The organism is Shewanella sp. NFH-SH190041, assembly GCF_024363255.1.
Classification (GTDB): Bacteria; Pseudomonadota; Gammaproteobacteria; order Enterobacterales; family Shewanellaceae; genus Shewanella.
This window is the reverse complement of record NZ_AP026070.1, coordinates 3,201,392-3,223,330: the sequence shown is the minus strand read 5'-3', so window position 1 is coordinate 3,223,330 and position 21,939 is coordinate 3,201,392. Positions and strand designations below refer to the sequence as shown.

The following is a 21,939-nucleotide window of genomic DNA, read 5'->3' as shown; positions in this document are numbered from 1 at the left end:
GCTTTTATTTTGATTTTTGATTCGGTATTACTCGGTTTCTTTTGGCGGTACATAACCCTCAATGGCTACGTCTTTACCTTCAAATAGAAAATCAGTCATCTGTGCTTCAAGGAACTGACGGTCATCCACGTTCATCATATTGAGTTTTTTTTCATTGATGAGCATGGTTTGTTTTTTTTGCCACAGGCCCCAAGCTTCTTTACTGATGTTGTCAAAAATGCGCTTACCCAGCTCCCCTGGATAGAGCTGAAAATCCAGCCCTTCTGCTTCTCTTTGTAAATAAACGCAGTGAACGGTGCGAGCCATGGTTACTCCTTCAATACTCAGATATCAGTCCGCTGAGCAGCTTTTCGGTTGCTGCAGCCAGACCTACTTTTTCAGGTTGATGAATGTTATACCAAAGAGTCCCTTCCGGTTCCATTATCCGGCTGTCAAAGCTATCGTCGACGGTTACCGTATAAGCGCTGATATCCAGATGAAAATGGCTAAAGGTATGTCGAAATGCGGCAAATTCTTGAGGCGTTTGGGTGATGCCCTGATCTGCTAGGTAAGCGTTCATATTGGCCAGCGTATCAAATTGTGGCAGGCACCAGAGCCCTCCCCAGATCCCGGCTGGTGGACGTTTATTTAGCAATACCGTATCGCTGTGACGTAGCAGCACCATAAATGCATTGCGGGCGGGAATGGTTTTTTTTGGTTTTTTCCCCGGGTATTCGGTTTGCCGCCCTTGCCGCTGAGCTCGGCAGTCGAGGGCAACCGGGCAATGTTCACAGCTGGGTTTGCTACGGGTACAGATGGTCGCGCCGATATCCATCATGGCTTGATTGTATTTTTCAATTTCATCCCTCGGCGTCAGTTGTTCTGTTAACTGCCACAGCTGGGTCTCTACGGCTTTTTCACCAGGCCAACCGGCGATGGCACCATGACGGGCCAGCACCCGTTTGACATTGCCATCTAAAATGGCGTGATGTTGCCCCAGAGATAGTGACAGAACCGCTCCTGCGGTGGAGCGGCCAATACCGGGTAACGCCAATACTTGCTCAAAATCTGTGGGAAACTGGCCATTAAGCTGATCACGAATAATTTGGGCTGCCCGGTGTAAATTACGGGCTCTGGCGTAATAACCCAGCCCCGTCCAGTAATGCAGCACTTCATCGGCTTCGGCATTAGCTAGACTGACCGCATCGGGAAAGCGGGCCATAAATTTTTCGTAGTAGGGGATGACGGTGGCCACTTGGGTTTGTTGCAGCATAATTTCAGAAATCCACACCTTATAGGGGGTCTTATCTTGCTGCCATGGCAGATGCTTGCGGCCATGGGCATTGTACCATTGGATGATTCTGCTAGAAAAAGTGCTGTCTGAAGCCTGTGTGGTCATAAAGTTCCCAAAATACTGGCCATAAAAGGGCGTCGGCAGTGTAGCCAGCATGGCGCTGACTGACAAGCCAGAAGGTGGGAATTTCATGTTCCTGGCAACGGGTAGCCAACTGACTGGTAACAAGACAGATTTTTTCTGGAGTTTGACATATTGTCACTGGTGAATGGTGGCGGGGAGGAAAAAATGATGTCCGGGGGGCTGAAAAGCTTGCGCTAGCAGGTTAACTTTGGATAATGCCCTTCTTTTCCGTGTTTGGGCGCCAGTAACGACGAGGCAAAAATGAGCGAAGTGACCACCGCTGAGTTTAATGAAGATGGCAAGTATCTGCGTAAGATCAGAAGCTTTGTATTAAGAGAAGGTCGTTTGACCAATGGACAGGCACAGGCTATTGAAGAACTGTGGCCGACCATGGGACTGAATTATTCCTCCGAGGCCCTTGATCTTAATCAGGTATTTGGCCGCGAAGCGGATACCGTGCTGGAAATTGGTTTCGGTATGGGGGCGTCTTTGGTTCAGATGGCACACAATGCACCTGAGCTGAACTATATCGGTATTGAAGTACATAAGCCGGGTGTCGGCGCCTGTTTGAGTGATGCCGGTAAAGCCGGTGTGACCAACCTGCGGGTTTATCATCACGATGCGATGGAAGTCCTGGAGCATGCCATTGCTGATGGCTCTCTGGCTCGGGTACAACTGTTTTTCCCTGATCCTTGGCATAAGAAGCGTCATCATAAGCGCCGTATTGTGCAAAGTGAATTTGCCCAGCTTATCCGCCGTAAACTTAAAGTTGGCGGCGTATTCCATATGGCCACTGACTGGGAAAACTATGCTGAGCATATGCTGGAAGTGATGAGCGTTGCAGAAGGTTATCAGAATCAATCTGCCAATGGTGACTATGTTCCCCGTCCAGATCATCGCCCACTGACTAAATTTGAAGCCCGTGGCCAGCGTTTAGGTCATGGTGTTTGGGATCTGATGTTTGAGAAAACTTGCTAAAACATCAGTTAAGCCACAATAAGCAACCTTGGGAGTCAATATGGCAACAAACCGTAGCCGTCGTCTGCGTAAGAAATTACGGGTAGACGAATTTCAGGAACTGGGTTTTGACATTAACTGGACCTTTAATGCTGATGTCAGCGAAGCGCAGATAGACAGCCTGGTGGATAAATTCATCGATGAGGTGATTGAAGTCCGGGGTCTGGGATTCCATGGTGGCGGTCACCGTGAATGGGAAGGCATTATTGCTACCCAGAAATTGGGGAAATGCAGCGATGCTGATCGTGCCGCAGTTCAGGCTTTCTGGCAGGAACAGGGCGCATCAGATGTAGCTGTCAGTGAGCTTTACGATATTTGGTGGGGATAAATGCCGGCACCTGAACTACTTGAGCAATTGGTCGAGGAAGCAAGACCATTGCTAGGTCAGGGCAAGGTGGCAGACTATATCCCGGCGTTGGCCAAGGTCAACGCCAACAAATTGGGTATTGCTGTAACAACCCCTGATGGCGTGACAATCGGGGCTGGGGATTATCTCGAGCCCTTTTCGATTCAAAGTATTTCCAAAGTATTCAGCCTGACATTGGCGTTGACCCTGTACGAGGAAGATGAGATTTGGCAACGGGTAGGCAAAGAGCCTTCCGGCCATTCATTTAACTCATTGGTACAGGTGGAATTGGAGCGGGGAATTCCGCGCAATCCCTTTATTAATGCCGGTGCTTTGGTTATTTCCGATTTGCTACAAGGCCGACTGAGCGCACCTAAGCACCGTATGCTGGAGTTGGTGCGTAATCTATCCGGTAATCAGAATATTGCCTATGACAAGGTGGTCGCGCGCTCTGAGTTTGAACACAGCGCCCGTAATGCGGCGATTGCTTATTTGATGAAGTCATTTGGTAATTTCGATAATGACGTGGATACCGTATTGCGCAGTTATTTCCATTACTGTGCTATCCGTATGAGCTGTGCTGATCTTTCCCGGGCCATGATGTATCTGGCTAATAAGGGGCAGTCTTTGGCAGGAAAACAGCTTATTTCCCCCGTGCAAGCCCGTCAGCTTAATGCATTGCTGGCGACTTCTGGGCTATATGATGGTGCCGGTGAGTTTGCCTATCGGGTCGGTATGCCAGGTAAAAGTGGCGTGGGCGGCGGCATTATTGCGGTGATCCCTGGGGATATGTCTGTGTGCGTCTGGTCTCCGGCATTGGATATTCAAGGCAACTCTGTGGCGGGTACCGCTATACTGGAATCCTTAAGCCAGAATCTTGGCCGTTCGATTTTCTAGGATCTGTTACTCCTTTTAAGCGGATTTTAGCTGTAAAAATAATGGGATATTTCACTAACTTAGATGGTGAAATGTCTCATTTTTTTATTCTTTATCTCAGTTCCCTGTCCATCAAAATGATGGAAATTCAGTATAAACCGATATAAAACATATAGATAAAAATCTGGCATGGTCTTCGCTTTATTATCTTGCACTATCAAGGACAGATAATAAAAAACAAAGGAATACACTATGCGAATACTTGCCTGCCTCCCTCTGGTTGCTGCGTTATGCGGCGCTTTTCTCACCTCAATATACCCTAGCCCGGTTTGGGCTGAACCTACCGAGAGTTGTGACCTGTCATTTAACTATCATGTTAATTATCGCAATAACCTATTGGAATTAACTGGTGATGATAGCCAGCAATACCGTTTTTCAGCCCAAGGTGTGTGGCTTGATGGTCAGCGGTTAGCCCTTAATCCTCAACAATTAGCGCTGGCAGAAGAGTACCGCCAAGCGGTGATAAAGCAGTTGCCTGAAGTGATAGCTTTAGTAGATGACACCATGACTGTTGTTAACCAAGCCCTTTTGGCGTCTCTGGGGCCATTATTAGGGCAGGCACAGCAACAGCAGCTGAGTGACATCTTGCAACAGACCAAGTTAAAAGTGGCACGGCAGGTGGGGAGGGATAATGACGGCTTTCACCTCAATGCTACCGAGTATGCTTTTAGTGATGTATTTGATGCGGAGTTTGAGCAGCAGATAGCCGAGTTAGCGACGCAATCAATTGCCAGTTTTATGCTGCAGATGGGCATGGACATGCTGTCTAATAATACCAGCGACGCAGATAACAGTATCGATAAGTTCAGTACGCGGATGACTCAGATGGGCTCGCAAATTGAGCAGGCGGTGAATGACAGCAGCGAGCAACTAGAGCGGCGAGCAACTGGGGTGTGTCATACCTTGCGCAGTTTGGAGCAGTTAGAGCAGCAACTGACCACTGCGATACCAGCGCTAGCTAAGATGGATTTGGTCAATACCGCAGATTGATATTAATCGTCTGTACCTGATTAATTGGTAAATTGTTTTCGCTTTATCCCTGACATCTTTGCCCTCGTCAGTTATCCCGCTGGCGGGGGCTTTTTTTATGCGGATATTACTGTGTATTTTGCCTAAGTATGTTCCCTAAGTATGTTCCCGTGGCATGATGACATCGTGTGGTTTTTACCCCTTGTGTGTTGCAAAACATAACGGTAATTTTGACGGTAGCGTGATAGCGACAGAATGAATTTTTATCACAGCGTGAGTTAGCCCACGCTGTCGCAATCTTTAAATTCCTAATGTAATTAGTCATATATTAAACCTTCCATAGAGTCTGATATACTCGCGCCACCTTGTTTAGTTCAGTGCAGCAGCGCCAGGAGACAAGGATTTTGCCTTGGCTGAAAAATAAAACTTCTGATTTAGATGAAATTTTTCTTGCTGTTGCATTGTTCGCTATTTTATTTTCATAGTTTGCGTAAATGACCGGCCAGGGATCTGCCCGCCCCGGGATAAATATAATCAGCGATGCGTATAGCGTAAGGCGACTGCTATGTTAGAACTCTTAGAACCTATTGCGATTTTTACCCATGTGGCCAGGGCCGGCAGTTTTAGCGCTGCCGCCAGGCGGTTGGGCATTTCCAAATCCAAAGTGAGTACCCAAGTTGCGGATCTTGAACATAAGCTTGGTGTGCAGCTCATTCAACGTACCACCCGCAGCCTGAGTCTGACCGAAGCAGGTAACCTACTGTATGTCCAAGGCGAAGAGTTACTGCGGGATGCCGATCAGGCTATTGCCAGTGTGCATAATCTGAACGATGCCACCCGAGGGGTGTTGAAAGTCGGCATTTCCCAGTCTTTTGGTACGATGCACATCATTCCTGCCTTACCAGAATTTATGGCCAAACACCCAGAATTAGAGCTGCAAGTCAGTTTATTGGATCATAAAGTGGATGTGGTCAGTGAAGGATTAGATTTACTGCTGACCATGTCAGAGCAATTACCTTTGGGGATGGTTGCCAGACCCTTAATGAAATGTCAGTTTATGCTGGTAGCCTCTCCTGATTATATTGCCCGTCATGGCGCGCCAGAGCGGCCGGAGCAGTTGGTTGACCATAACTGTTTGGTGTATCAGGGAGAGTGGCATGAACACAGTATTTGGCAGTTCCGCCGCGGGGATGATTACTGCGAAATTGGTGTTAACGGCAATTTCCGCGTCGATAATGCGCCCGCGTTAAAATCTGCTGCTGTCAGTGGATTAGGTGTGGTTTATCTGGCCAGTTATCTGCTGGATGGTGAGTTGGAGAAAGGCACGTTAGTCCCATTGCTGCGAGACTGGCAATTAACCAACCACCTGCCGTTACAGGCGGTGTATCCACGGCGTAAACATTTGGCACCAAAAGTGAGCGCTTTTATTGATTTTATTAAAGATCGGATTGGTACCCCTCCGTACTGGGATACCCCATATGCTCAGCTTTACGCCGAGCGCAAGTAAGCAAAGATGAATGGCCGAAGTAGCAGAGCTAACGGCTACTGCAGTTCAACAATGAAGATGACACTAGAATTGCAGCACGCCGGCAGTCACCGGCGCGCTGTTATTTTATTGATAGTTAGCTGCTAAATTAACCCAGCGATCAATCTGTTGCTCTAGTACATCCAGCGGCAACGGGCCATTTTTCAGTACTAAAGTGTGGAAATCCCGGATATCGAATTTATCTCCCAAGCGCTCTTTGGCTTGTGCTCTAAGTGCAAGCAGTTTCAACATACCTACTTTATAAGCGGTTGCTTGTGATGGCATTACAATATGGCGCTCGACCATTTTCACTGCATCAGACTTGGCATTGGGGGTATTGTTAACGTAGTAATTTATCCCTTGTTCCCGGGTCCAGCCCAGCTGATGGATCCCCGTGTCTACCACTAGGCGGCAGGCTCGCCATAATTCCATCGCGAGACGGCCAAAATCAGAGTAAGGGTCTTGATACAGGCCCATTTCCTTAGGGAAATATTCGGTATACAGCCCCCAACCTTCAACATACGCGGTATAGCGGCCAAAGCGGCGGAATTTAGGCAATCTATCCAACTCTTGAGCAATGGCGATTTGCATATGATGACCCGGGATCCCTTCATGGTAGGCGAGAGCTTCAGCCTGATATTTTGGCATCGCCTTCATATCATACAGATTGGCGTAATAGGTTCCCGGGCGTGAACCATCCGGCGCTGGCTGATTGTAAAACGCCTTGCCAGCAGACTTTTCTCTGAACGCCTCTACCGGTTTGACCACCAAATCTGCTTGAGGGCGAATGCGAAATACCTCATCTAAGCGGTTATCCATGGTATCAATATACTGTTTGGCTTGATTGAGATAAGCCTGACGCCCTTGCTGGGTATCTGGATAGTAGAACTGCTCATCATCCCGCATAAATTGGAAAAACTGCTTTAACGTGCCGCTAAAACCGACTTTAACCATGATTTGGCGCATTTCATTATGGATACGTGCCACTTCCGCCAGGCCAAGATTATGAATTTCTCCGGCGCTCATTTCTGTGGTGGTGGTACGCTTTAGGGCGTTATTGTAAAAATCCTCGCCTTGGGGCAATTTCCACACGCCATCGCGGTTGTCTGCCCGTAGCTGTAACGCTTTCACATAGTGGATCAGGGCTTGATAAGCGGGCTCAACCGATTCAAGCAGTGCTTGCTGTGCCTGCTTGAGCAATGTTTGTTTTTCCATATCGCTGATAGAGAGTTTATTTATTTTTTTCTTAAAATCAGCCAATAGGGTGGAGTCAGCCGTGTTATCAAACGGGGCGCCGGAGATGATATTGCTGCTGTCTGATAATACATGGGCGAAAACAAACTTGGGGGCAATAATCCCCATATCAGCTTTCAAGGTCAGATCGGCCATCAGTTGTTGAAATAACGGTTTAATGCCATTAAGGCGGCTGATATAAGCTTTAGCATCCTCAAGGTTGGTGATCTGGTGCTGGTTAATCAATAGGGCTGGAGTGGTGGAGTGCACGCCATACATCTGGTTTAGCGGGTAGACATAATGGCGCCAGCGGTAATCTGCGATCTGTTGCTCAAGCAGATCGGTAGCCAGCTTAAGGCTAAGTCGCGTCTGGTCGTCGAGTAAAGCCGGATCCAGTTGCTTTAGTTGCGCCAGATGCTGTTGATGACGTGCCAGCTCAGCTTGTCGGTTAGCTTCACTGATTTCATCCCATTTACCGTAATCCTGTTTAATGCCCAGATATGTCTGAGTGACGGGACTGGCCATCACATTTTCCATAAACATGGTTTCAAATAGCGCATTGGCCTGTGCTGATGCTGTAGTTGAGTCTGCTGCACTTGGCTCATTCACAGCGGCTAAACCGGTATTAGCGGCATTGTTAGCATTGTTGGTATCAGGGGCTGTGTGACAAGCGCCAAGCAGGGCGGCAGATAGGCTGACAGTCAGTAGTGTCGGTATTGTTTTCATTCTTATGCTCCGCAATTGAAGTTGCAAATATGCTAATGGAGCCAAGCAAGAAATATTCTAACTTTTTGTTACTGGATGTGAATTTATTGTAATTTTGATGAGGGGTGTCGATGAGTGATTGTCGGCGATACCACTGCCGGTAATGCTTACTGTCGCAAATGCTAGTTAGTATGCCGTGGATAAAAGTGCCGTGTATAAAAGCTTCGAGGCTAAAAGTCTCATCAGGGGGCTTGGTGTGAAATATGATTCTTTAACATAAAACAGCCGGTAAACTGGATACCGGCTGTTGAGCAATTAACTGCGGGCGTTATTGGGTATTAACAGAACTGGGACAGTAAGTCATTGACAAAAAAGTGGCCTTTATCCGTCAGTTCCCAGTGATCTTCACTGATAATCACTAATCCCCGCTGTCGACCTTTTTCCATTCCGTCTTGGATACAGTCTCGGCTTAAGCCTGTGCGCTGCTCAAACTCCACCATAGGGATTGGGCTCATCAGCCGCAGCCGATTCATCAGATATTCCAATGGCACATCGTCCGTTTCGACGTCAAAACTATTATCAGTAAAATCTATAGCCGCCAGATACCCCCGGGGGTGCTTGATTTTTACTGTGCGAATAATACGACGCTCTGCAGCTAGGGTAATTTTGCCATGGGCACCACAACCGAGCCCCAAGTAGTCCCCAAACTGCCAGTAGTTCAGATTATGACGGCACTGATAGCCGGGTTTGGCGTAGGCGGAAATCTCATATTGCTGATAGCCAAGCGCAGTGAGTCGGCGCTGACCTTCCCGATAAATCTCCCATAATGCCTCATCATCCGGCAATTGGGGCGGGCGAGAATGAAACAGCGTGTTGGGCTCAATAGTTAGCTGGTACCAGGACAGATGTGGCGGCATCAGTGCTGCAGCGGTATCGATATCAGCCATTGCTTGGGCTAAATCCTGATCCGGCAAACCATGCATTAAATCCAGGTTGAAGCTTTGATAGCCAGCCTCTTTGGCATGCTGCGCGGCAACTTCAGCTTCATTGCGGTTATGGATCCGCCCCAACAGATTGAGTTTATCGGAGGAAAAACTCTGCACCCCGATGGATAATCGGGTGATCCCTGCCTGACGATAGGCCGCAAAGTCATCATGTTCCAGCGTCCCTGGGTTGGCTTCCATGGTAATTTCGATATCGGCAGCAAAGTCTATCCGCTGACGGATCCCTGCCAACAGCCGGGCAATTTGCGCAGCATCAAACAGTGAAGGGGTGCCGCCGCCGATAAAAATACTGTGCAGCGGGCGGTTCTGGACATAATGCAGATCAGCATCCAGATCCTTGAGTAAGGCATCAACATATTCTTGTTGCGGCAATTCTCCCTGTTGGCCGTGGGAGTTAAAGTCACAATAAGGGCATTTCTGCACGCACCAAGGGATATGGATATACAGGCTCAGTGGTGGTAACACCATTGGTTGTGCGGCCGCGTTGGCTGACAGATGATGGGGTGAATGGTTCAAGCCAGCTGTCCCTGTTTTGCCAGTTGCTCAACTAGCAATGCCAGCGCCTTACCTCGATGGCTGACGGCATTTTTCTCATCAGCGCTCATCTGGGCAGCGCTGCGGCTTTCATGTTCAGGAATAAACACGGGATCATAACCATGTCCTTGCTGGCCTTCAGGTGCAACACCAATCTGGCCTTCCCAACTGGCTTGGCAAATCACTGGGGTGGGATCATCAGCATGACGCATATACACCAGTACACACTGAAAACGGGCGCTACGGCTGGATTCATCTGCCATAGCCGTGAGCAGTTTTTCATAGTTGCGTACATCGGTAGCGCCTTCACCACTGTAGCGGGCAGAATAAATGCCAGGTGCGCCGCGCAGAGCATCCACTTCTAAACCTGAGTCATCAGCGATAGCGGGCAGACCTGTAACTTGGGCTGCGTGACGAGCCTTGATAATGGCATTTTCCACAAAGGTGGTACCGGTTTCTGCCACTTCCGGCACATCAAACTGGCTCTGTGGCAGAATTTCTACCTTAAAGCCGGACATCATTTGGGCAAATTCCTGCAGCTTTCCTTTGTTGCCGCTGGCCAGAACAATCTGTTTCATGGAGCTTCTCGCGATAGGAGTTAATCCGGGCATCATACCCAAGTCCCCAATAAAATTAAACCGCCCGCCGTGGCTGGTGGACGGCTGAAAATGAGTGTGAATTCAGCGGGGAAGAAAGGGGCGCAGAGGGTAATGTTTAGGCTGAGCCAGAAAGGGCGCCTAATAGCGGCAAAACTGATGTGCGACTTAGGGCTAAAAGCGTTTTAGTCTTTGTTGCGTGGTTCGTGCTTAGTACCAAGGGGCAAACATCTTACTGCGATTAAAACGCTTTATCTCAAACGAATTGGGTCATGAAAGGTCAATAGAGCCTGGCTTAATCAACATAAAACTGCTGTTTGAATTTGAGTATGGTATTGAGCTGCTTGCCATATTTCACTGCAATTTGAAAATGAATATCTTCATCATGGCGGTAAGGTACTTCCGCAATATAGTAAATGGCCTTACCTTCACGGATCTCACGAAAATCCAGCTCAGTGCGGGTATCAAGCAAATTTCTGGCGATACCGCTCAGTTCAACGGGGACGGCGGGGGAGCCCTGCTGGGCAGTGTCCAGTACGGCAATATTCACAAGGCCGGTGTAGCGACTGCGTTTAATACCATAGGTTTTGGCAATATTGGGGGTTAAGAAGGTACTGCTTAAGGCGATATAGTGAATGGCAAAGTCACCAACCTGTTGTTTCTGCTCGGCTTGAGCCGGGATACAGAACAGGGCTGCGCTAAGCAGCAAGGCAAATAAAGCTTTGGACATAATAGCTGGCCTGTGCAGAAAATGGCCTTTAAGTATAAAAGCCGCAGCTGTTACAGACCAGCAGTTTATTTACAATCGATGATGCTTAATTACTGAATTTACAATAATGCAGCAACTTCATCTGGGATCAGTCTGGGGCTACTGATGCGGATCTGCTTATGGCGCCCTAACTCCCCTTTTTCAATACTGATATCCCCTTTGGGCACTTTAAATGCCTTTGACAGGTATTTGGTCAGATGGGCATTGGCTTTGCCATCAACCGGAGGCGCGGTGATAGCAACTTTCAACTCTTCCCCATGCAAACCAACTATCTGATCCCGGCTCGCTTTTGGCTGAATATACAATTTCAGCAGCAGGTCATCCTGCTGCATACTGACGGCACTCATCAACTCAGCCTTACACTATGGCCCAGTAAGGAATGTATTGTGCCAGCAGGATATTCAAGAAGTTCATGCCGATCAGGATCACCATCACAGACAGATCCAAACCGCCAATAGGCGGGATCACCCGGCGTACCGGTGCCATCAGAGGCTCTGTCAGCTGCTCCATAATCATGACAATCGGGTTATATCCTTGATTAAACCAGCTGAGAATGGCCCGGATAATTAACATCCAGAACAGCAGTACCCCGGCTTTTTTGATCACACTGACCACAGCGACGATAAAGAAGCTGAGAAACTGCATATCAGCCCCGGCAATCAAGCTGAGCAGCACCAGTTTTACGATAACAACCAGTAGCGCCAATACCACAGAGGCACTATCCAGATTGCCCACAGATGGCAACACTCGGCGCATCGGGGCGACTAATGGGTGGGTCGCTTTTACAATAAACTGGCTAAATGGGTTATAAAAATCGGCTCTGGCCCACTGCAGCCAAATCCGCAAAATCACCACTGACAGATAGAGATCAAACAGGGTGTTTATTAGAAAACTCATTGCATTCATGCAGATGTTTACCTTTTCCGGTTAAGTTAATGCGCAGGAGCCGTATTAAAAGGTTTTCGCCATTTCGTCGGCACGTTTAATGCAGTTTACCATGGCCTCATCGACCAGATCCCGCAGATTTCCCTGCTCAAAGGTGGCGATAGCCTCCGCTGTGGTGCCACCTTTGGAGGTGACATTTTGTCGCAGGGTGCTTAAAGGGGTATCCGGGTTATGGATTACCATCTGTGCAGCTCCCAGTGCAGCTTGCTGAGCCAGAGCTCTAGCCTGTCGCTCATCCATGCCCAGTTTTTCAGCGGCGCTGACCATGGCTTCCATAAATAGGAAAAAATAGGCCGGAGAACTGCCCGCCAGAGCGATGACCAGATTTAAGTCCGACTCCTGTTTAACCCAGACAACTTCACCGCCTGCTTGCATCAGCCGGGTAGCAATATCTCTATCTTGCTGGCTAATGTCAGCTGGGGCATACAAGCCTGTCATCCCAAAACCAATTTGCGCCGGAGTATTGGGCATGGTGCGGATAAGGCGCAGAGATTGGGACAGATAATCACGGTAACGTGCAACAGGAATACCCGCCGCGATGGTGATAACCAATTTATCGCTAAAATCAATATCCGCCAGTGGCTGACAGACAGCTTCCATCAGTTGAGGTTTGACTGCCAGCACGACAACATCAGCCCATTGGACAGCTTGGTGATTGTCACAGGTGGTTAAAATGGCAAAATCGTCACTCAGGGCATCAAGCTTGCCGCGGCTGGGATTACTGGCTTGGATATGATCGGCCGGATAACCGCTACCAACCAGTCCACTGATAATGGCCCGGGCCATATTGCCGGCACCAATAAAGCAAATTTTGCTTGGGTTCATGCTGTTCTCTATTGTGAGAGGCAGGACTATCCTGCCTGTGGCTGCTTTGAGTAGATATTTGGGCAACATCACTGAAAAACAAGTTTTACTTGTATTACTAGGGGCTGTTGACCTTTGATGATTGAATTTTGTTCGAGATAAAAGCGTTTTAATCGCGGCGAGGGGTTTGCCGCCTAGCATGCTAAGCAAGAACCGCTCAACAAAGAGTAAATCGCTTTTAGCCGAACCCTTTGGGCAGCGTTTGGGGCGCCTTTCTACTGCGTTATCGGCTTATCAGGTAGCGAAACTACCTATCAAAGCCTCTGCCTTGTATAAAGACCCCCAACACGCTGCAAAAACAAACTTGAAAGGTCAACAGCCCCTGGCACCAAAGATCGCGCTACCAATGCGCACCATGGTTGAGCCATGGGCAATAGCTTGCTCTAAATCGCCACTCATCCCCATTGAGAGTGTATCCACCTCAGGGTAGGCCGCCTTGAGCTTATCAAAGCACTGTTTCAGTTCGGCAAACTCGCGATTTTGTACTTGGGTGTCATCCGTCTCTGTGGGGATCGCCATCAGTCCACGCAGTTTGAGATGGGGTAAAGTGGCAATTTCTTTTGCCAGTGCCATCATCTGTGTAGGCGTAATACCGGATTTGCTCGACTCTTGGCTGATATTAATCTGAATACAGACATTCAATGGCGCCATATCGGCCGGACGTTGATCATTGAGTCGCTGGGCAATCTTGTCTCTGTCGACGGTATGCATCCAATCAAAGTGCTCAGCAACAATCCGGCTTTTATTGGACTGCAGTGGGCCGATAAAGTGCCATTCAATGTCCGGGCAGTCGCTCTGCAAGGCGAGGATTTTTTCCTGGCCTTCCTGGACATAATTTTCCCCGAAGCGGCGCTGGCCAGCTTGATAGGCCTCAAGGATCTGCGATACTGGCTTGGTTTTGCTGACTGCCAGCAGTTTGATTTCATGGGAAGAACGTGAAGCATTTGCTGCAGCCTGCGCTATCCGTTGTTGGGCGGCAGCAAGTCTGTCTGTTATTGTTGTCATGATGTGACCAATTAGTTTAAGGAAAGTCTGAAACGATGGAAATCACTGAGTTATTAGCTTTTAGTGTAAAGCACAACGCATCTGATCTGCACCTTTCTGCCGGGGTATCTCCTATGATCCGGGTCGACGGTGATGTGAGAAAAATCAATGTTCCCGCGCTGGATCATGAAGGCGTCCACAGTCTGGTGTACGACATTATGAATGACCGGCAGCGCAAAGACTACGAAGAGCATTTGGAAATTGATTTTTCATTCGAAGTGCCGAATCTGGCTCGTTTCCGGGTTAATGCTTTTAATCAGGCTCGTGGTGCGGCCGCTGTATTTCGGACGATTCCCAGTGAAGTGTTATCTCTGGAAGCATTAGCCGCGCCGGAAATCTTCAAAAAAATTGCCAGTTTTCCTCGGGGGTTAGTATTGGTCACCGGCCCGACCGGTTCGGGTAAAAGTACCACGTTGGCTGCCATGATTGATTACATCAATGAAAATCGCCATGACCATATTTTGACTATTGAAGACCCGATTGAATTTGTGCACAGCAATAAGCATTGTCTGATCAATCAACGGGAAGTGCACCGCCATACCCATAGCTTCAATGCTGCGCTGCGCAGCGCGTTGCGTGAAGATCCGGATGTGATTTTAGTGGGAGAATTGCGGGATTTGGAAACCATACGCTTGGCGATGACAGCTGCCGAAACCGGGCATCTGGTATTTGGTACCTTGCATACCACCTCTGCCGCTAAAACCATTGACCGGGTAGTGGATGTGTTTCCCGCCGGAGAAAAAGATATGGTGCGTACCATGCTGTCAGAATCGCTGCAGGCTGTGATTTCTCAAACCTTGATTAAAAAGGTTGGCGGGGGCCGAATTGCCGCCCATGAAATTATGATGGGCACGCCAGCCATTCGTAACCTGATTCGCGAAGACAAGGTAGCACAGATGTATTCTGCGATTCAGACCGGCATGGCCCATGGAATGCAGACCTTGGAGCAGTGCCTGCAGAATCTGGTTAACCGTGGCCAAATTACCCGAGAGGATGCTCTGGCTAAAAGCAGTAACCGTCAGGCCACTTTCTAAGGAAATCGTATGGATGTTCGTCCCCTATTAAGTACCATGGTGGAGCGTAAAGCCTCGGATCTGTTTATTACCGCAGGCTTTCCCCCCAGTGCCAAAATCGATGGTGAGCTAACACCATTATCCGATGCTGCCCTCACCCCAGAGCAATCGCTAGCCTTGGTGCACTCGGTGATGACTGACGCCCAGCAACAGGAGTTCAGTCAGAGTAAAGAATGTAATTTCGCTTTTGCAGTCAAAGGATTGGGACGATTTCGTGTCAGTGCTTTTTGGCAGCGTGAGTCTTGTGGCTGTGTGATGCGCCGGATTGAAACCCGTATTCCTACTGTTGAGGAGCTGCATTTACCACAAATCCTGAAAGATTTGGTGATGAGCAAACGAGGGCTGGTGATTATGGTGGGTGGCACCGGCACGGGTAAGTCGACCTCACTGGCTGCCTTAGTCGGGTATCGTAATGCCCACGCCCGCGGCCATATTCTTACCATTGAAGATCCGGTGGAATTTGTTCATAACCACAATCAAAGCATTATCACCCAACGAGAAGTTGGCATAGATACCGAAAGCTTCGATGCCGCGCTGAAAAGCTCTTTGCGACAGGCGCCGGATGTGATTTTGATTGGTGAGATCCGCAGCCAAGAAACCATGGAATTTGCCCTGTCCTTTGCTGAGACAGGTCATTTATGTATGGCAACCCTGCACGCCAATAATGCCAACCAGGCATTAGATCGAATTATGCATTTGGTACCGGAGAATAAACATCACCAGTTGCTGTTTGATCTGTCATTAAATCTTAAAGCCATTGTGGCGCAGCAGCTGATCCCCCGCATCGACGGTAACGGTCGCCGGGCTGCGATTGAAGTACTGATTAATACCCCAAGGGTGGCAAGTCTTATCCAGAATAATGAGTTGCATCTGATCAAAGAGACCATGGCTAAATCCACAGAGCAGGGGATGCAGACCTTTGATCAGGCGCTATTCAGTCTGTATCAGGAAGGGGAGATCAGCTATGCCGATGCCCTGCACTGTGCCGACTCACCAAATGATTTGCGCTTGATGATCAAATTGGCCAGCAGTGGCCAGGGCAGCTCTGGCATGATGGATGGTGTCACTATCGACATGGATTAATTGCCAGCCATATTCGGGCAACCAGCAGTTATATGTAACTTGTGCTGCCATGATATATGGGCACTTTTCAACCAATAAAGCCTCGTTATACCGGCCAGACTGATCTTTTTCCGGTCTAAGCCGGTATATAACGGTCGGTATATAACCGCAGCATATATCCATTATGCTCCACAACCTATTCCACAGTTGTACTCAAGAACCCTAAGCTAAAACCACAATTGAGTGCGCTACCACAGGGAGGTATTAAGGTGTCTAAACAATTCAACTCCAGAAGCACAACCTTATCCCGCCGTCATTCGGCAGCCACAGATAGGTTCATGAAAAGCATTGCCACCGGCGGACTTTGGCTCTCTGCCATTACCACGCTTATTGCCAGCTTAGCGCTGACGCCGTTGCCAAGCCGGGCGGAGTCAGCCGCATCAAGTACTGTGGCTTCAGACAAACACCCCGGAGCCCTTAACGCTAAGTCAGCGAGCTGCCCAGATTATCTGCAATATCAGGCTAAAAGGCTGCATTCAGATGAAATGGTCGATTTATGTCAATTGACTCAAGGTCGGCCGGTATTGATTGTTAATACGGCCAGTAACTGCGGTTTTACCCCGCAATTTAAAGTGTTGGAGGCGTTGAATCAGAAATATCGGCAGCAGGGACTGGTGGTGATAGGGTTTCCCTCGGATGACTTTTTTCAGGAAGAAGACGACGAAGCGAAAACAGCCCAAGTCTGTTATATCAATTATGGCGTGACATTTACCATGTTATCCACTTCTCCAGTACGTGGCGGCGATGCTAACCGGGTTTTCCGTTATCTGGCGGATAAAACCGGGGCACCAATGTGGAATTTTTACAAATATGTGGTCAGTAAAGATGGCCAAAGCGTGCAGCAGTTCAACTCTCGGGTAGCACCTAACAGTCCAGAGCTTACTCAGGCAATAGAATCTGTGCTTTAATGCCGAGCTAATTGATTGAATTTCTGCATGTTGAGGTAATGTTTGGTGCAATACACAGGGCTGAGCAAGGCGCAGGGACACGGCCAGCGCAATAAGACCGGCATTTTGCTGGTAAATCTTGGTACACCGGACGCGCCGGATACGGCTTCTTTACGGCGCTATCTGGCGGAGTTCCTTTCTGATCCCAGGGTGGTGGAGCTGCCAAGGTTATTATGGAAGGCATTGTTGCACGGGATTATTTTGCGCACCCGCCCCGCGAAATCTGCCGCGGCATACCGTCAGGTATGGACAGAGCAGGGCTCTCCCCTGATGGACATCAGTTTACGTCAGCAGCAGAAGCTAACGGCGCTATTGAGCGCAAAAAAGCAGCATGCAAAGGTATATCTGGCCATGCGTTATGGTAATCCATCCATGGCCAGTGTGTTGCAGCAGATGCAGCAAGATGGGGTTGACCGGATAGTGGTGTTGCCGCTCTATCCTCAATATGCCGCCCCGACCACAGGGTCGGTTTTTGATGCATTGGCGGCGGAGTTAAGCCAGTGGCGTTATGTTCCATCGCTACATTTTATCCATACCTATCATGATAATCCGGCGTTTATTACCGCCTTGAGTAACAGTATTGCTCAGGATTTTGCTCGTCATGGGCGGCCGCAGAAATTAGTCTTGTCCTATCACGGTATGCCGGAAGAAAATTTGCATAAAGGCGATCCATATTACTGTTTTTGTATGAAAACCAGTCGCTTGGTGGCAGAGCAATTGGGGTTAGCTGAGCAGGAGATTATGACGACCTTTCAGTCCCGCTTCGGTAAAGCGGTATGGCTGCAACCTTATACAGATCAGACTATGGGCTCGTTACCCACAGCAGGTTGTCGGGATATTGCTGTTGCATGTCCGGCATTCAGTGCTGATTGTTTGGAAACGCTGGAAGAGATCGCGGTGGAAAACCGGGATATTTTCCTGTCTGCTGGTGGGGAGAAGTTCCGTTATATTCCCTGTCTTAACGATGCCGACAGCCATATTGAAATGATGGCGCAGTTATTGACGCCGTATCTAGATTGATGCCACCTGAACTAACCGTTTTTAGCTGAACCCCCTTTCCGCAGTGCTAATTTCATTAGTACATAAAAAAACCGGCTTTTGCTGCCGGTTTTTTATTGTATTTGGTTATTGGAGGCTTACTGGTACTGATTTTCAAAGTAACTTTCAATAATCAGTACGGCAGAAACTGCATCTACCTGATCTTTGGTCAATGCCTTGTAGCCGCCCAGCTCAAACAGTCGCGCTTTGGCATCAGTGGTGGTCAAACGCTCGTCTTGGGTTACCACTTTTATGCCAAAACGGCCATTGATGCGGTTAGCAAATTTGCGTGCTCGCAGGGTCATCTCCTGCTCTGTACCATCCATATTCAATGGCAGGCCAACCACAATAAAATCCGGCTGCCACTCTTTAATCAGGGCTTCAATCTGTTCCCATTTAGGAATGCCATCCACGGCTTTAAGGGATGTCAGTGGGTTGGCAGAGCCGGTTAACTGCTGGCCAATGGCAACACCGATACTCTTGGTGCCATAGTCAAAGCCCAGTACTGTTTGTGTGTTCATGTTTATTTCACTTATTAAGCGTGCCCGGCCTGCCCGGACATCTGCCATACATCAAATCCCAAGGTGCGGGTAGCCTGTTGCCATCTGTCCTCACAAGGGACATCAAACAAGATATTCATATTGGCAGGTATGGTGAGCCAGCTGTTTTCTGCTAGCTCCTCTTCCAACTGATTCTGACTCCAGCCAGCATAGCCAAGCGCCACTAAAAATTGTGCCGGGGCCTGCTCAGTTCCCAGGGATGCCAAGACATCTCGAGACGTAGTCAGCATCAGCTCATCATTCAGGGCTTGGCTGTTACTCCAGCCAGATTGTGGCGTATGCAGTACAAATCCTCGCTCTGCAGCGACCGGTCCACCCACCATAACGGGCTGATCTAATCCGATATAACGGGTTTGCTCTGTGGTTAGCTCCATCTGCTCCAGCAGCTCAAGCACCGGGATATCAAAAGGCCGGTTAATAATCAGCCCCATCGCCCCTTTGCTATCATGCTCACAGATATAAACCACAGTCCGCTCAAAAAAAGTATCCTGCAGTGATGGCATTGCCACCAAAAAATGGTGTTGCAGACTTTGCATATTTCACGCTCCCGTGACCGGTCTTAGCCGCCGGCCAGCTTCACTGTGTAGCCCAGTTTTTCCAGCAGTCCTTTAACTAACTCCCGGTTATCTGTCTGCACTTCGATATCAAATTCCCGCACTGTGCCACCGCAGCCACACTGCTTTTTCAGTTTCTGTGCCAAGGTTTTCAGTGCGGCTTGGTCCAGCCCCAGCCCCTTGATCACGGAAACCCCTTTGCCTTTACGGCCTTTGCTGTCCCGGTGAATACGCACTGTACCGTCGCCTTGGGGCACGGCTTTGACTTCGGGCTCAGGATTGATGCGGCCTTTGTCGGTACTGAAGACCAGCGCGATATTGGGATCGATTCTCATGACGGGTAAAAATTGGGTGAATTTAGCGTTCGAGTCTATCAAATAACGCCTCGGGGCGGGAGTGTGAAACAAGATTAATGCCCATCTGGCTGATTGCCCGGTCCAAGGGAAAAATTGCCATCGCAACCCGGCGGCGGATCATTTATTATCCAAGAGCGAGAATTGTGCGCTAACCCATGGTTTACTGTGGGTTTTTCCGGTGACTGCCAGGTTGCCGCAACAATGATAATTAGCAGTAGGTGAACCATGATGAGAATACTATTCCTCGCCTGTGCGCTGTTGGGCTTAAGTGCCTGCTCCAGCGTCAATACCAACTGGGATTACAACCCCCAGATCAATTTCAGTCAGTTTCATACCTTTGCTTGGGCCACCGCCGATAATGACGGCTCGGAGTATCATCTCGATGGCCTGATGGATGCCAGAGTGCGTCATGCGGTGGATACCCAGTTGGCAGCCAAAGGCTTGAAGCAGGTCAATAAGGCCGATGCTGAGCTCTTGGTGAACTATCTGACCAAGGTAGATACCAAGGTGGATGTGGATACCTTTACCAATTACTACGGTTATAACCCCTATTATCCATACTATGGTCCGGGGTGGGGATGGGGCACACCTTGGGGTGGCGCTCAGACACAAACCCAGGTTCGGGAATACAATGTTGGCACCTTGATAGTTGATTTGGTTGATGCTCACACCAAACAACTTGTCTGGCGCGGCAGTATTTCTGATATTGTCAAAGACAAGAAAACGCCCGAGGCACGCACTGAATTTATTAATCAGTCAGTGGCCAAAATTCTGGCTAATTACCCGCCCAAAGCTGAGCAGTAAACTCGCGTAAGAAATTCAGCCTTGGCAGCTCACAGGCGGCATAACATGGTGTTATGCCGCCTGTTTTGTTTAGCTGTTGCTATTGTCAGTTTTCCCCTCGTTCTGTGGCAACAGGGTGGATAAATGACGGCGCAGAAATTGGCAGACAGGATTGGCCGCCATGCGCTGATGGCTAATTAAATCCACATTGGCCTGCCAGCCAAGGTGATCCAGTGCCACCGGCAAACGGATAAGCTGTCCCTGAGCTACCGCCGGCGCAGCAATATGGCAAGGTAGCATTGCCCAGCCTAATCCGGCTTGGGTCATTTCCCCTAGTAGATAGTAATTATCGCCATGCCAGACATCCGGCGAGTGGGGATAGTTAAATTCACAGGTAGCTTGATTGCGGGCGCCAATCACTAGCTGGCGGTGGAGTCGCAGCATATCTGCATGCAGTGATGGGGTATGAGCCAGCGCATGGTTAGGGCTGATGTAGATATCAAAGGCGACGCAGCCCAGTGAAGCAAAATCCACCATGGCAGGGTAATGCAACCCACTAAAGATCACCCCGCAATCCACCCGAGCCTCAGCCACCATATCAATAATATCGGCACTGGCAGATGACAGCGTTTCCAATGCAAGGTGGGGAAATTGCGCCGTCAAGGTTTGCAATACCGGCAACAGGCCATTGAGCGGGATACCTTCATCCAATGCCAGCGTCAATTTGGCCGGTTCATTGTGTTGTAGCGCAGAGAGCTGCAACTCCAATCGTAAATGTTGGGCCAGTACGGCCCGGGCATAGGGGAGCAGTTGTTTCCCCGCTGGGGTTAATACCGGCGTGCGGCCGCTGCGGTCAAATAACACTGTGCCGCTATCAATCTCCATATTGATAATTTGTTGGCTCACGGCTGACTGGGCTTTACCCAGTTTGCGCCCAGCAGCAGAGAATGAGCCTTGCTCCACGGTTGTGACAAAACAGCTTAATTGTTCCGAGGTTAACATATCGTATTTTCAGATAGATACTAACTTTTAGCTATAAATATAACAGATGATAATGCTGCTTTGTCTGATTTTTACGGGAGTCAATTATGCAGCGTAGGGTGATTAAACAGGAGACAGCGCAGACGAACAGCGCCGTGATGGGAGTAAAGGAGCGGGTAGGCCATGCCATTTTATTTGAACTGATTGCCCTTGGGCTGATGATCCCGCTAACCGCCATCATTACCGGGCGCGGTGCCGGGGAGTTAGTATTGGTGGGGGTTGCGCTAAGCCTGTATACCGTGGTGTGGAACTTTTGTTACAACCTGATATTTGATACTTGGTGTTCGGTGCCCCGCTTGCAGCGCAATCTGGCCTTGCGGTTGGCCCATGTGGCAGGATTTGAGGGCGGCTTAATTTTTGTTACTGTCCCCAGTGTGGCATGGTATCTGGACATTTCCCTGTTGCATGCATTGGCACTGGAAGCGGGATTTTTACTCTTCTTTTTTGCCTATGCCCTGCTGTTTAACTGGGCCTATGACAGTATTCGAAGCCATTATTGGGGCAAATTATCCTGATAGTTGGGGACTTTGTTTTCTGCCTGTCAGTAAGCTATACCCATGAAAACGGAAAATAAATGGGAGC

At 48.9% G+C, this 21,939-nt stretch carries 25 protein-coding genes; 11 read left to right on the top strand and 14 right to left on the bottom strand.

Features of this window, described 5'->3' with window-relative positions; genetic code table 11:
- Positions 1–27 precede the first annotated feature (27 nt).
- Both NFHSH190041_RS14315 and mutY read right to left on the bottom strand, forming a co-directional pair.
- Positions 28–306 (bottom strand): oxidative damage protection protein, encoded by a 279-nt coding sequence (locus NFHSH190041_RS14315; protein ID WP_261922442.1) that lies wholly within the window; start codon positions 304–306, stop codon positions 28–30.
- Positions 307–316: 10 nt separating this feature from the next.
- On the bottom strand, positions 317–1,378 hold the full coding sequence (gene mutY, locus NFHSH190041_RS14310; RefSeq protein ID WP_261925139.1) for an A/G-specific adenine glycosylase: 1,062 nt from the start codon (positions 1,376–1,378) through the stop codon (positions 317–319).
- A 279-nt stretch (positions 1,379–1,657) separates the two neighbouring features.
- Between mutY and trmB the strand changes: the two genes are divergently transcribed.
- From trmB to NFHSH190041_RS14285, 5 genes are all read left to right on the top strand, one after another.
- A complete protein-coding gene (gene trmB / locus NFHSH190041_RS14305) occupies positions 1,658–2,374 on the top strand; it encodes a tRNA (guanosine(46)-N7)-methyltransferase TrmB (protein ID WP_261922441.1) in 717 nt (238 codons plus the stop codon).
- A gap of 40 nt (positions 2,375–2,414) precedes the next feature.
- Complete coding sequence (locus tag NFHSH190041_RS14300; protein WP_261922440.1) at positions 2,415–2,741, top strand: 50S ribosome-binding protein YggL; 327 nt, start codon at positions 2,415–2,417, stop codon at positions 2,739–2,741.
- Positions 2,742–3,656, top strand: coding sequence for a glutaminase B (gene glsB, locus NFHSH190041_RS14295; protein ID WP_261922439.1), 915 nt, complete (start codon positions 2,742–2,744; stop codon positions 3,654–3,656). It abuts the gene before it with no gap.
- 231 nt (positions 3,657–3,887) lie between these two features.
- Positions 3,888–4,685, top strand: coding sequence for a YggN family protein (locus tag NFHSH190041_RS14290; protein WP_261922438.1), 798 nt, complete (start codon positions 3,888–3,890; stop codon positions 4,683–4,685).
- 544 nt (positions 4,686–5,229) lie between these two features.
- Entirely contained in the window at positions 5,230–6,171 is a 942-nt protein-coding gene (locus NFHSH190041_RS14285; RefSeq protein ID WP_261922437.1) for a LysR family transcriptional regulator, read from the top strand.
- Positions 6,172–6,276: 105 nt separating this feature from the next.
- Here NFHSH190041_RS14285 and NFHSH190041_RS14280 read toward each other — a convergent pair whose 3' ends face one another.
- The 8 genes from NFHSH190041_RS14280 to NFHSH190041_RS14245 all read right to left on the bottom strand — a co-directional run bounded on the left by NFHSH190041_RS14280 (position 6,277) and on the right by NFHSH190041_RS14245 (position 13,844).
- Complete coding sequence (locus NFHSH190041_RS14280; RefSeq protein WP_410010834.1) at positions 6,277–8,148, bottom strand: DUF885 domain-containing protein; 1,872 nt, start codon at positions 8,146–8,148, stop codon at positions 6,277–6,279.
- Between the two features lie 317 nt (positions 8,149–8,465).
- Positions 8,466–9,599: a radical SAM family heme chaperone HemW gene (hemW, locus tag NFHSH190041_RS14275; protein WP_261925137.1), complete on the bottom strand. Its 1,134-nt coding sequence runs from the start codon at positions 9,597–9,599 to the stop codon at positions 8,466–8,468.
- Between the two features lie 44 nt (positions 9,600–9,643).
- Complete coding sequence (rdgB, locus tag NFHSH190041_RS14270; protein ID WP_261922436.1) at positions 9,644–10,243, bottom strand: RdgB/HAM1 family non-canonical purine NTP pyrophosphatase; 600 nt, start codon at positions 10,241–10,243, stop codon at positions 9,644–9,646.
- Between the two features lie 313 nt (positions 10,244–10,556).
- Entirely contained in the window at positions 10,557–10,991 is a 435-nt protein-coding gene (locus tag NFHSH190041_RS14265) for a DUF4426 domain-containing protein (RefSeq protein WP_261922435.1), read from the bottom strand.
- A gap of 98 nt (positions 10,992–11,089) precedes the next feature.
- Positions 11,090–11,377 carry a DUF167 family protein YggU gene (yggU, locus tag NFHSH190041_RS14260; protein WP_261922434.1) on the bottom strand — a complete coding sequence of 96 codons (288 nt, stop codon included), beginning with the start codon at positions 11,375–11,377 and terminating at the stop codon, positions 11,090–11,092.
- Between the two features lie 10 nt (positions 11,378–11,387).
- Positions 11,388–11,936: a YggT family protein gene (locus NFHSH190041_RS14255; RefSeq protein ID WP_261922433.1), complete on the bottom strand. Its 549-nt coding sequence runs from the start codon at positions 11,934–11,936 to the stop codon at positions 11,388–11,390.
- Positions 11,937–11,981: 45 nt separating this feature from the next.
- Positions 11,982–12,800, bottom strand: coding sequence for a pyrroline-5-carboxylate reductase (gene proC / locus NFHSH190041_RS14250; RefSeq protein ID WP_261922432.1), 819 nt, complete (start codon positions 12,798–12,800; stop codon positions 11,982–11,984).
- A gap of 351 nt (positions 12,801–13,151) precedes the next feature.
- Positions 13,152–13,844 (bottom strand): YggS family pyridoxal phosphate-dependent enzyme, encoded by a 693-nt coding sequence (locus NFHSH190041_RS14245; RefSeq protein WP_261922431.1) that lies wholly within the window; start codon positions 13,842–13,844, stop codon positions 13,152–13,154.
- 35 nt (positions 13,845–13,879) lie between these two features.
- Here NFHSH190041_RS14245 and NFHSH190041_RS14240 point away from each other — a divergent pair, with 35 nt between their 5' ends.
- The 4 genes from NFHSH190041_RS14240 to hemH all read left to right on the top strand — a co-directional run bounded on the left by NFHSH190041_RS14240 (position 13,880) and on the right by hemH (position 18,045).
- On the top strand, positions 13,880–14,917 hold the full coding sequence (locus NFHSH190041_RS14240; RefSeq protein WP_261922430.1) for a type IV pilus twitching motility protein PilT: 1,038 nt from the start codon (positions 13,880–13,882) through the stop codon (positions 14,915–14,917).
- A 9-nt stretch (positions 14,918–14,926) separates the two neighbouring features.
- Complete coding sequence (locus NFHSH190041_RS14235; protein ID WP_261922429.1) at positions 14,927–16,039, top strand: PilT/PilU family type 4a pilus ATPase; 1,113 nt, start codon at positions 14,927–14,929, stop codon at positions 16,037–16,039.
- Between the two features lie 317 nt (positions 16,040–16,356).
- The gene (locus NFHSH190041_RS14230; protein ID WP_261922428.1) at positions 16,357–16,986 is read left to right on the top strand and encodes a glutathione peroxidase; all 630 of its coding nucleotides are present in this window, start codon (positions 16,357–16,359) and stop codon (positions 16,984–16,986) included.
- Positions 16,987–17,028: 42 nt separating this feature from the next.
- Positions 17,029–18,045 (top strand): ferrochelatase, encoded by a 1,017-nt coding sequence (gene hemH, locus NFHSH190041_RS14225; RefSeq protein ID WP_261922427.1) that lies wholly within the window; start codon positions 17,029–17,031, stop codon positions 18,043–18,045.
- 116 nt (positions 18,046–18,161) lie between these two features.
- On the opposite strand, the gene ruvX is transcribed toward hemH, so the two are convergent.
- The 3 genes from ruvX to yciH are packed head-to-tail and all read right to left on the bottom strand — an operon-like array spanning position 18,162 to position 19,512.
- On the bottom strand, positions 18,162–18,584 hold the full coding sequence (ruvX, locus tag NFHSH190041_RS14220; RefSeq protein WP_261922426.1) for a Holliday junction resolvase RuvX: 423 nt from the start codon (positions 18,582–18,584) through the stop codon (positions 18,162–18,164).
- Between the two features lie 14 nt (positions 18,585–18,598).
- Positions 18,599–19,159: a YqgE/AlgH family protein gene (locus NFHSH190041_RS14215; protein WP_261922425.1), complete on the bottom strand. Its 561-nt coding sequence runs from the start codon at positions 19,157–19,159 to the stop codon at positions 18,599–18,601.
- A gap of 23 nt (positions 19,160–19,182) precedes the next feature.
- Complete coding sequence (gene yciH / locus NFHSH190041_RS14210; protein ID WP_261925136.1) at positions 19,183–19,512, bottom strand: stress response translation initiation inhibitor YciH; 330 nt, start codon at positions 19,510–19,512, stop codon at positions 19,183–19,185.
- 249 nt (positions 19,513–19,761) lie between these two features.
- Here yciH and NFHSH190041_RS14205 point away from each other — a divergent pair, with 249 nt between their 5' ends.
- The gene (locus NFHSH190041_RS14205; protein WP_261925135.1) at positions 19,762–20,337 is read left to right on the top strand and encodes a DUF4136 domain-containing protein; all 576 of its coding nucleotides are present in this window, start codon (positions 19,762–19,764) and stop codon (positions 20,335–20,337) included.
- A gap of 69 nt (positions 20,338–20,406) precedes the next feature.
- On the opposite strand, the gene NFHSH190041_RS14200 is transcribed toward NFHSH190041_RS14205, so the two are convergent.
- Entirely contained in the window at positions 20,407–21,318 is a 912-nt protein-coding gene (locus NFHSH190041_RS14200; protein WP_261922424.1) for a LysR family transcriptional regulator, read from the bottom strand.
- 86 nt (positions 21,319–21,404) lie between these two features.
- On the opposite strand from NFHSH190041_RS14200, the gene NFHSH190041_RS14195 reads away from it, so the two are divergent.
- Positions 21,405–21,872: a PACE efflux transporter gene (locus tag NFHSH190041_RS14195; protein ID WP_315972945.1), complete on the top strand. Its 468-nt coding sequence runs from the start codon at positions 21,405–21,407 to the stop codon at positions 21,870–21,872.
- Positions 21,873–21,939 lie beyond the last annotated feature (67 nt).